This is a genomic window from Streptomyces sp. NPDC002265, from assembly GCF_040296125.1.
Lineage (GTDB): Bacteria > Actinomycetota > Actinomycetes > Streptomycetales > Streptomycetaceae > Streptomyces.
In genome coordinates, this window is the sequence record NZ_JBEOWS010000684.1 from 1 (window position 1) to 1,599 (window position 1,599).

At 73.4% G+C, this 1,599-nt stretch carries 1 protein-coding gene and 1 pseudogene; one reads left to right on the top strand and one right to left on the bottom strand.

The annotated features are described in order from the left end of the window. Positions 1-498 (bottom strand): annotated as a pseudogene (locus ABT085_RS46260) (D-alanyl-D-alanine carboxypeptidase); the annotation flags it as partial. A gap of 238 nt (positions 499-736) precedes the next feature. On the opposite strand from ABT085_RS46260, the gene ABT085_RS46265 reads away from it, so the two are divergent. Then, positions 737-1,495 carry a GOLPH3/VPS74 family protein gene (locus ABT085_RS46265; protein WP_152895304.1) on the top strand — a complete coding sequence of 253 codons (759 nt, stop codon included), beginning with the start codon at positions 737-739 and terminating at the stop codon, positions 1,493-1,495. Positions 1,496-1,599 lie beyond the last annotated feature (104 nt).

The window sequence follows — 1,599 nt, forward strand, 5'->3', positions numbered from 1 at the left end:
GGCCGGCTCGTCGTCCGCGTCGTCGTCCGCGTCGCCGTCGGCCGTCCCGGCCGTCTCCGCGTCCGCGTCGCCGTCAGCGTCGTCGGCCGTGTCCGTGTCCACGTCCACGTCGCCGTCCGCGTCGGAAGAAGCGCTGCCGTCCGCGTCGGAAGAGGTGCCGTCGGCCGCCGCGTCGTCCCCGGCGCTCTCCTCGGCCGCGTCACCCTCGGCGGCCGTCTTCCCGGTCGCCTCGGCGGCCGTGTCCTCGGTGGCCGTGTCCTCGGTCACCTCGTCGGAGGGTTCCGCCGCGCCCGTCTCCTCGGCGTCGGCGGCCGGCTTCCGTACGGAGAAGACCCTCGTCGCGGTGTCGACCCCACCGCGGGACGACGACTCCCGCGCCACCGCGAGCCGGGGATCGCGCACCGCGCCCCGGGCCTCGGGAACCGCGCCCGCGCTCCCCGACGTCGGTTCTGCCGACGACTCGCGCTGCTTCGACCTGTCGGGGGACTCGCCCGCCACCGATGCCTCCTCCATAAGTTGCGCGCCCGTCGCGCGGCTGCCGAACCATGTGAACCGCCGTCCGGGCCAGCGCTCGACGCGCTGCCGGAACCATGTACCAGTGTCCTGTGTGCGGGCTCGGCTCCTGCGGTAGACGAGAACGACATACCTGCCGGTTCCCTCACGAACCGGTCACGCACCCTCGACAGACCAATGTGAGAGGGGTCACCCTGTCATTCATCCACGCGGGGAGGCATGGATGGGCAGGAGCCGCAGAACAATTCCGGAGGAGCTTCTGCTGCTGGCACTGGACCCGGCCACGGGTACCACTGCACAGCCGCAGTCGCTCGACCTCGGTCTGGCCGGAGCACAGCTAGTGGAGCTGGCGCTGGCCGGACGGATAGCCCCAGACGGGGATCGTATCGCCGTGGTGGTACCACGGCCGACTGGAGATCCAACTTTGGACTGTGCGTTGGAGCTGCTGCGCAGGCGCGGCGCTCCCGTGCGGGCGGTCAACTGGATTGGCGGGCCACGGCTGGGGCTCCGTCAGACCTACCTCTCGCATCTGGAGCGGTGCGGCATGGTGCATGCCGTGGCCGGTCAGATGTGCGGGGTGCTGCCGACGACTCGCTACCAGGCGACGGACACCGACATCAGCCGGGAGATCAGGGCCCGGCTGGACTCCGCGATCCGCACCGGCGTGCCGCCGGACCCGCGGACCGCGGCGCTCGCCGCCCTGGCGCACGCGGTCGGCCTCGGCAAGCACCTGTATCCGGGCAACGAGGGACGGTCGTCCCGCTCCCGGCTGCGGGACCTGATCAGGCACGACCCCATGGGCGGTCTCGTGGCGCACGCCGTGATGGACGTCCAGAACGGCGTGGGAGCGCAGCCGCGCCGCAACGGCCCTGCCCCGGCCGGCCGCCAGGCCGGAGCGGGAGCCAGGTCCGCGCCGGAACCTGCTCGTGGCGTTCCGTCGCAACCGCGTCATGGCTCGATGGCGCGCGCCGTGGCCCACTGAGCCGCAGTCCCACGGCATTTCAGACCCGTTCGGGAGCCGCTGACGAACCGGCGGGGGGGGGGGGGGGGGGGCCGGGCCGCGCGCGGCCCCCCCCCGGCCGCCCC